The following is a 7,901-nucleotide window of genomic DNA, read 5'->3' on the forward strand; positions in this document are numbered from 1 at the left end:
GTATTGAATATAAATTTGGTTTTCAGTCTCAGTCTCAGTCTCAGTTTTCAGTCTCAGTTTTGAAACGAATATAGATTATCCTCAACGGTAAAATAGTTGGGGATTTTTTTTGTTCTAAAAGCATTGATTTTACTAGTCTTAAAGAAATATTTTTGTTAGTTATAATTATTTTTCGATATTTATTTATTGATTATCAATAAATTTTTATTATTTTTACATTGAATTTTTAAACCTAGCATTATGGAAATTAAAATTAGTACCCAAACCATTCTGAAAGTATTACACGTGCTTTCGTGGATTATTTTTGTTGGATTATGTATCGAAGCCGGAGGAATACTTACCAAAACAATTGCAATCTTAACGCTCGATCCTGCTGATGCCGCTAAATTTTGGAAATCGGTGGATTTAACCGAAGTGTATCAGTTTAATCAGAGTCAGTACATCACCCTAAGCAGTGTTATCATTATTGTTGCTCTATTAAAAGCGATATTGTTTTACTGCATTATAAAAATTTTCCTGAACAAGAACCTCAACATTGCAGCACCCTTCAATAATCTCTTCAGAAATTTTATTCTAACTCTGGCTTATTTATCCTTTGGCATTGGTTTCTTTTCTTCCTGGGGAATAGAATTAGTAAAGGCTTTGTCTAATAGCGGTCTTAAGCTGCAAGACATTCAACAATTGCAAATTGCAGGTGCAGATGTCTGGTTGTTTATGGGGGTAATATTGCTTGTTGTTGCTTATATCTTCAAAAAGGGAATCGAATTACAGGACGAGAACGAATTAACAATATAAGATATGGCAATCATTGTAAACCTAGACGTGATGATGGCAAAACGAAAAATGTCATTGAATGAACTTTCTGAAAAAGTAGACCTAACCTTATCCAATCTTTCGATATTGAAAACTGGAAAAGCAAAAGCCATAAGATTCAGCACCTTAGAAGCCATCTGTAAAGTATTGGATTGTCAGCCGGGGGATATCCTGGAGTTTAAAGAATAAAAAAACACCTTCAGTAGCAAAAACTCTTAAGCAATAAGCATAAAAAAAATCAAGAGGAGATTTATAAATTTTACAAATTTCATCCAAAATTTTGCAACAGCTATGTGGCAAAATAAGGCCACCTTTGTAACTGATTATGAGAAAAGCACTTCTACTACTTCTTTCTGTTTTTTATCTGGTACTGTCGTCAGGCTTTACCACGATAACTCATTTTTGCAAAGGGGTACCACAGGAAACCAATCTGTTTGGTGATATTCCGGTTGGTAAAGTTTGTCCAAAATGTGTGGCGAAAAAACAACAAAAAAGTAAAGACTGCTGTAAACATAAAGCACAGTTTCATAAAGCGACCGAAAAGGTACAGCAAACTGCTCCCGCTGACTTAGTTCCTAAATTCTTTGGAATTGCAGTACCTTTTCATTTTTACGAAACTGTCTTCAGTTCTTGTTCTTCTAAGGAAAAGAAAACGGACTATTCTTTCTTCTCCTCTATTCCCATTCGGAATAATCCCCTTTATATTTTCTACTGCGTTTACCGTATTTGATTTTAGACAATTGATCGAACCGTAGCATTTAAAGATGCTATGCGATTTCTATTGTTTAATTTTAAATACATCCTATGAAAATGCAATATTTTGCGTTGGCTATGTTCTGTATGGTTTCCGGAAATCTCTGGGCACAGACAGTAACATTATCCAATGCTCTTGAACGCTCTATTCAAAATTTTGAAAAAATAAAAGCCAAAGAAGCCATCGTTAACGCTTCTAAAGAGAACACTACCTATCAAAAAAGCCAGTACTTACCTGACTTTACTGTAATGGCGCAACAAAGTTATGGTACGATCAATGCGCAAAACGGTCCTTTGTACAGTTATGGCGGACTGGGCAGTGCTGCGACCTCAATGCCCTTACAAGACCAAAACTGGAATGCCGCTTTTGGATCCTTGTATCTGGCTAACATCAACTGGAATCTTTTCACATTTGGCAAAATTAAAACACAGGTTGCCATTGCCAAAGCCGACGAAAATGTAGCCCAAAAAGATCTGGAACAGGTAAAGTTTCAGCATCAGGTAAAAGTAGGTGCTGCATATCTGAACTTACTTGCTGCTCAGCGCATTAAATTTGTGCAGGACAAAAATCTCGAACGTGCTCAAGTGGTGGAAACTACAACCAAAAGCCGTGCAGAGAGCGGTCTGATTCCGGAGGTTGATTATTCTTTGGCAAAAGCCGAAGTGGCTAGTGCTAAATCGGCTGTGATAAAGGCTTATGATATGGAACTGGATCATTCTAAATCACTTGCGGTAATGTTGGGCGAAGGGTATCAGGTGTATCAACTCGATAGCGTCTTTACTACTAAAACACCTGTTATTCTTTCAGAGTCTGCAACAGAAACAGGTCAACATCCTATACTGGAATGGAGAAAAAGTGATATTCTGAAAAGCGAACAGCAGGAAAAACTACAGTCTGCACTGGCTTTGCCAAGCCTATCTGCTTTTGGAGTCCTGCAGGGACGCGGTTCCGGTTTTGACTGGAATTATGTACAGGACAATACCGCTTTCTCGAAATCGTATGCCGATGGTGTTGGAATCGATCGCAGCAATTATATCGTTGGAATCAATTTAAGTTGGAATCTAACCAATATCTACCGTCAGTCTTCTAAAAAGCGGGAACAAAAATTGGTTACCCAATCGCTTCAAAACGAATATGAATATATGAATCAGGAATTGATTGCTCAGCAAAAATTAGCGAATGACAAACTAAAAAATGCCTTTCAGAATTTTGAAGAAACCAAAACACAAGTAATCGCTGCTACCGACGCTTATCGTCAACACACTGCTTTGTATGATAACGGCCTTACCACCATTGTTGATTTAACACAATCTTTCTACACTCTTAACCGCGCAGAGATTGATTATGAAATTGCCCAAAACAACATTTGGCAGGCCTTATGGATTAAAGCTGCTGCCACAGGCAATCTGAACATTTTACTCAACGCGATACACTAAACCCGAAATTATGAATTTAATACGTTTTGCCTTGCGCAAGCCCATCTCTATCATGGTGATGGTGCTGGGGCTTTTATTCTTCGGGATTAAAGCTTCAAAAGAAATAAAGGTCGACATCTTACCTGATATGAATCTTCCTGTGGTATACATTGCCCATTCCTTTAATGGTTATACCCCTCAGCAAATGGAAGGTTATTTTACCAAAATGTATGTCAATATGATGCTGTTTACGAGCGGTATCGAAAGCATCGAAACTAAAAATACTCAAGGGCTTACCTTGATGAAAATTAATTTTTATGAAGGTACAGACATGGGGCAGGCCATTGCCGAAATCAATGCGCTCTCCAATCGTTCACAGGTATTTTTACCTCCGGGAGCTCCACCTCCGTTTATCATTCGTTTTGACGCTTCTTCTCAGCCTGTTGGTCAATTGGTGTTTAAAAGTAAAACCAAAACCAACAATGAGTTACAGGATATTGCCAATTTTACAGCACGTCCGTTTCTTATTAAAATACCTGGATTGACAACCGCTCCGCCATTTGGAGGAAGTCCGAGGACGATCGAAATCAACATCGATCCGAATAAACTGCGTACCCATCAGCTAACGCCAGAGCAAATTGTGGAATCGATTAGCCGAAACAACATTACATCACCTTCAGGTAATATTTATGTGAATGATATCAACTATCTGACGCCTACAAACAATACCATTAAAGAGGTGGCTGATTTTGGCAACATTCCTATTTTTAAAAACGGAGTTGATAATGTCTACATCCGTGATGTGGCTACCATAAAAGACGGTGCCGATATTACTACCGGTTACGCCCTTATTAATGGTACCAGATCGGTTTACATTAACATTGCAAAATCAGGTAATGCTTCTACCTGGGACGTGGTAAAGAATCTTAAAAAAGCGATTCCTGCCATTCAGAATAATCTACCGGATGATGTTGCGATTTCATACGAATTCGATCAGTCGGTATATGTAATCAATGCTGTCAAAAGTTTAATTACAGAAGGTGTTTTGGGAGCAATGTTAACGGGATTAATGGTGCTTCTGTTTTTACGTGACCGCAGAGCCGCTTTAATCGTAGTACTTACCATTCCGATCTCTATTATTTCGGGAGTATTGTTCCTTAAGTTATTCGGACAAAGTATCAACATCATGTCACTATCCGGACTGGCACTGGCTATTGGAATTTTGGTGGATGAGAGTACCGTTACCATCGAAAATATCCACCAGCATTTAGCCATGGGTAAAACGAAAGCCAAAGCTATTTTAGACGCCTGTAAGGAAATTGCGTTCCCAAAACTATTGATTTTGTTGTGTATTCTTGCGGTTTTTGCACCAGCCTTTATGATGACCGGTATTCCGGGATCGTTGTTTATGCCTTTGGCTCTCGCAATTGGTTTTTCTATGTTGTTGTCTTTTATGCTGTCACAAACGTTTGTGCCCGTAATGGCCAACTGGTTAATGAAGGACAAAGAAAACCATGAGCATACCGAAGATAAATTCGACGGATTCAAAAATCGTTTCGTGCTGTTTTTACAATCCATAATGGGCAAACGCAAGCCTATTTTAATTGTCAGTTTTATCCTGGTTGCAGTTGGAGCATTTTTAATGTACAACAGTACCGGTAAAGACGTATTGCCTACTGTAAATTCAAGTCAGTTTCAGGTACGTATTAAAGCGCCTGAAGGGACTCGTATCGAAAAAACAGAACTCAAAATAAAGCAGGTTTTAGGTGAACTGGAAACGATTATCGGTAAAGATCATATTGCCATATCATCGGTATTTATTGGTCAGCATCCCTCCTCTTTTGCAGTGAGTCCAATTTATTTGTACAATGCAGGTCCGCATGAAGCCTTAATGCAGATTGCCTTGAAAGATTTTGACGGAAATACCAATGAGCTGAAAGAAATCATCCGCAAGCACATGAAGCAAAAGATGCCCGAACTGCATTTCTCTTTCGAGCCTATCGAACTTACGGAGAAGATTCTGAGCCAGGGAACCAATACTCCGATTGAGGTTCGCTTCTCGGGAATGATGAAAAAAATGAACGTGATGTATGCCAATAAACTTTTGGCCAAGCTAAAAGAAATTGATTATTTGAGAGATCAGCAAATTCCACAATCCCTAAACTATCCGGCATACGAAATCAATATCGACCGAATAAGAGCGGCTCAACTGGGTATCGACGCACAAGACATCGCGCGTTCTTTGGTTCCTATAACGGCCTCTTCACGCTACACTAGTAAAAACATGTGGGTTGGCGGAATGATGGGAATTGCCTACGATGTACAGGTACAAACCCCACAAAACATTTTAAACAGCAAAGATGAGTTGATGAATGTCCCGTTAGGAAAAAACTCAGACCGACCTGTTCTGGGTGATGTGGCAACAATTACGCCTACAAAAGTATTAGGTGAAAGCTACAATCTGGGAACCATGGGTTACACACCGGTAACGGCAAACATTCATAATACTGATTTAGGAAGAGCACAGAAAGACGTACAGGCTGCTATCGATTCGCTTGGTGAATTGCCTAAAGGAGTCAATATACAGGTATCCGGAATGGTTCCGGTGCTCGAGGAAACCATGAATAGTCTGGCAACAGGTTTACTGATTGCAGTTATTGTTATTTTCTTAATGCTAACGGCCAATTTCCAATCGTTTAAAGTGTCCTTAGTTATCCTGACCACTGTTCCTTTTGTAATTCTGGGTTCTTTGATTCTAATGAAACTGACAGGTTCTACCCTGAACTTACAGTCTTATATGGGAATTATTATGTCTGTCGGAGTTTCTATTGCGAATGCTGTTTTACTGATTAGTAATGCGGAGTCTCTCCGTTTAGAAAATGGTGACGCCCTTAATTCGGCTATTCAGGCCGCAGCTTTGCGTATACGTCCTATCATTATGACCACACTGGCTATGATTGCAGGTATGCTTCCAATGGCTATTGGACACGGAGAAGGCGGTGATCAGGTAGCTCCATTAGGAAGAGCGGTAATTGGCGGACTAATTGCATCTTCATTTAGTGTATTGATCCTATTACCACTGGTATTTGTGTGGATACAAAACAAAACCACTACCCAATCACCATCCTTAGATCCTGAAGACGAAAACAGTATTCATTATATAACGTTAGAAAAATAAACCATGAAATTAATCTATTATATCCTTATCGGAATTGCAGTTGCATCTTGTAATTCAGAAAACAAAAAAGAAGAGAAACCGGCAGCCATGCCCATGATGATGATGCAGAATTTTGAAACGGTTTCTCTAAAAAAGAGCAATCCGAAGGTTCCTCTGAAACTTGCCGGAGAATTGGTTTCCGACAAAGAAACGGCCATCTATGCCAAAGTAAACAGCTACGTAAAAAAACTGCATGTTGACATTGGTTCTCCGGTAACTGTCGGACAAATCATCATGGTTTTGGAGGCACCCGAGATTCAGGCACAGCTGGCGGCAGCAAAATCCAAATGGAAAGCACAGGAAGCCATATACATTGCTACCAAATCGAATTATGACCGAATGTTTAAAGCCAATGAAACTAAGGGCGCTATTGCAAAAGATGCCTTAGACCAAATCACCGCTAGAAAACTATCCGACCAGTCACAATTAGAGGCTGCAAAATCTGCCTATCAGGAAATACAGGCCATGAATGATTATCTGATCATCCGGGCACCTTTTAACGGAATTGTTGCTGAAAGAAATGTAGATCCCGGTTCTTATGTAGGTCCAATGGGTAAAGGTTCCGACAAACCGTTACTAGTGCTTCAGGACAATAAAAAGCTGCGTGTGTCACTTTCTATTCCAGAGGCCAATACTCCTTATTTGAACTTGGGCGATTCGATAAATTTTAAGGTCACCTCGCTTCCGCAGAAAAAGTATAGGGCTAAAATTTCGCGTAAATCAGGTGTCTTAGATTTTAAATTACGTTCAGAACGCATAGAAGCTGATATTCTGAAAATACATCCCGAACTGAAGCCTTTGATGGTGGTGGAAGCCATGCTTTCGTTACAAGCCAGTGAAGCGACATTCTTTATACCTAAAACAGCTTTGGTAGAAAGCAATATGGGAATGTATGTTATTCAGGTGATTGGTGGGAAAACCAAAAACATTCCCGTTGCGAAAGGACGTGCACTGATGGATCAGATTGAAGTGTTTGGTGCACTAAATGAAGGCGACAACATTTTAATGAAAGCCACCGAAGAAATAACAGAAGGAACAAAAATTAAAAAATAAAACAATGAAAATACTTGGCCGCTATTTCCTTATTGCCGCACTGGCAGTAGTATTGATCTCGTGTAAAGATCAGGAAAACAAACCGCAGAATCAGGTTTCAAACCAACAGGAGTTAACCGTAAAAGACAGTACTGCTGTTTCAGAAGGAACTCCTGTACCCAATGATGAAGTTTGTATGGTAAATGATCTGCATATGGGTAAAAAACAAATTGAAGTTCCGTTTGGCGGAAAAATGTATTACGGCTGCTGCAATATGTGTGTAGAACGTATCCCAAACGATGAAAACGTTCGTCAGGCAACTGATCCACAAACCGGAGCAAAAGTTGACAAAGCTTCGGCTTACATCGTTTCGCTGAACAAACAGGGAAATGTAGCTTACTTTGAATCGGAAGAGAATTATCAGAATTTTATTCAGGCCAACAAAGAACTGAAAAAATAAAACCTGAAAAACAGATTCACTTTTCGAGTGAGTATACCAAAAGGGCTGTCCGAATTATCACCGGACAGCCCTAACTTTTTTAAGCTAAAATTCACTTATCTAATTCTGTTAAAGATTAAACTTTATCTTTTAAACTGAAACTTACAGATCCGTATAAAGTGAATTAATTATAAAATATAAATCAATAAAATACAAATTATTATAATACAT

7 protein-coding genes are annotated in these 7,901 nt (G+C 39.0%); all 7 read left to right on the top strand.

Annotation, left to right across the window (positions count from 1 at the left end; genetic code table 11):
• Positions 1-240: 240 nt before the first annotated feature.
• The 7 genes from JO950_RS20160 to JO950_RS20190 all read left to right on the top strand — a co-directional run bounded on the left by JO950_RS20160 (position 241) and on the right by JO950_RS20190 (position 7,691).
• Positions 241-795 carry a DUF2975 domain-containing protein gene (locus tag JO950_RS20160; protein ID WP_202704242.1) on the top strand — a complete coding sequence of 185 codons (555 nt, stop codon included), beginning with the start codon at positions 241-243 and terminating at the stop codon, positions 793-795.
• Positions 796-798: 3 nt separating this feature from the next.
• On the top strand, positions 799-1,002 hold the full coding sequence (locus JO950_RS20165; RefSeq protein WP_017496797.1) for a helix-turn-helix transcriptional regulator: 204 nt from the start codon (positions 799-801) through the stop codon (positions 1,000-1,002).
• Positions 1,003-1,138: 136 nt separating this feature from the next.
• The gene (locus tag JO950_RS20170) at positions 1,139-1,543 is read left to right on the top strand and encodes a hypothetical protein (protein WP_202704243.1); all 405 of its coding nucleotides are present in this window, start codon (positions 1,139-1,141) and stop codon (positions 1,541-1,543) included.
• Positions 1,544-1,617: 74 nt separating this feature from the next.
• A complete protein-coding gene (locus tag JO950_RS20175; protein ID WP_202704244.1) occupies positions 1,618-3,003 on the top strand; it encodes a TolC family protein in 1,386 nt (461 codons plus the stop codon).
• A gap of 10 nt (positions 3,004-3,013) precedes the next feature.
• On the top strand, positions 3,014-6,160 hold the full coding sequence (locus JO950_RS20180; protein WP_202704245.1) for an efflux RND transporter permease subunit: 3,147 nt from the start codon (positions 3,014-3,016) through the stop codon (positions 6,158-6,160).
• Between the two features lie 3 nt (positions 6,161-6,163).
• Entirely contained in the window at positions 6,164-7,252 is a 1,089-nt protein-coding gene (locus JO950_RS20185; RefSeq protein WP_202704246.1) for an efflux RND transporter periplasmic adaptor subunit, read from the top strand.
• Positions 7,253-7,256: 4 nt separating this feature from the next.
• Complete coding sequence (locus JO950_RS20190; protein ID WP_202704247.1) at positions 7,257-7,691, top strand: hypothetical protein; 435 nt, start codon at positions 7,257-7,259, stop codon at positions 7,689-7,691.
• The last annotated feature ends 210 nt before the right edge of the window (positions 7,692-7,901 follow it).

Source organism: Flavobacterium sp. UGB4466, from assembly GCF_903469665.1.
Lineage (GTDB): Bacteria > Bacteroidota > Bacteroidia > Flavobacteriales > Flavobacteriaceae > Flavobacterium > Flavobacterium lipolyticum.

Bases quoted from the DNA above. Each gene is read 5' to 3' on its own strand.
- JO950_RS20160 (WP_202704242.1), top strand. From the start codon at position 241: ATGGAAATTAAAATTAGTACCCAAACCATTCTGAAAGTATTACACGTG.
- JO950_RS20165 (WP_017496797.1), top strand. From the start codon at position 799: ATGGCAATCATTGTAAACCTAGACGTGATGATGGCAAAACGAAAAATG.
- JO950_RS20170 (WP_202704243.1), top strand. From the start codon at position 1,139: ATGAGAAAAGCACTTCTACTACTTCTTTCTGTTTTTTATCTGGTACTG.
- JO950_RS20175 (WP_202704244.1), top strand. From the start codon at position 1,618: ATGAAAATGCAATATTTTGCGTTGGCTATGTTCTGTATGGTTTCCGGA.
- JO950_RS20180 (WP_202704245.1), top strand. From the start codon at position 3,014: ATGAATTTAATACGTTTTGCCTTGCGCAAGCCCATCTCTATCATGGTG.
- JO950_RS20185 (WP_202704246.1), top strand. From the start codon at position 6,164: ATGAAATTAATCTATTATATCCTTATCGGAATTGCAGTTGCATCTTGT.
- JO950_RS20190 (WP_202704247.1), top strand. From the start codon at position 7,257: ATGAAAATACTTGGCCGCTATTTCCTTATTGCCGCACTGGCAGTAGTA.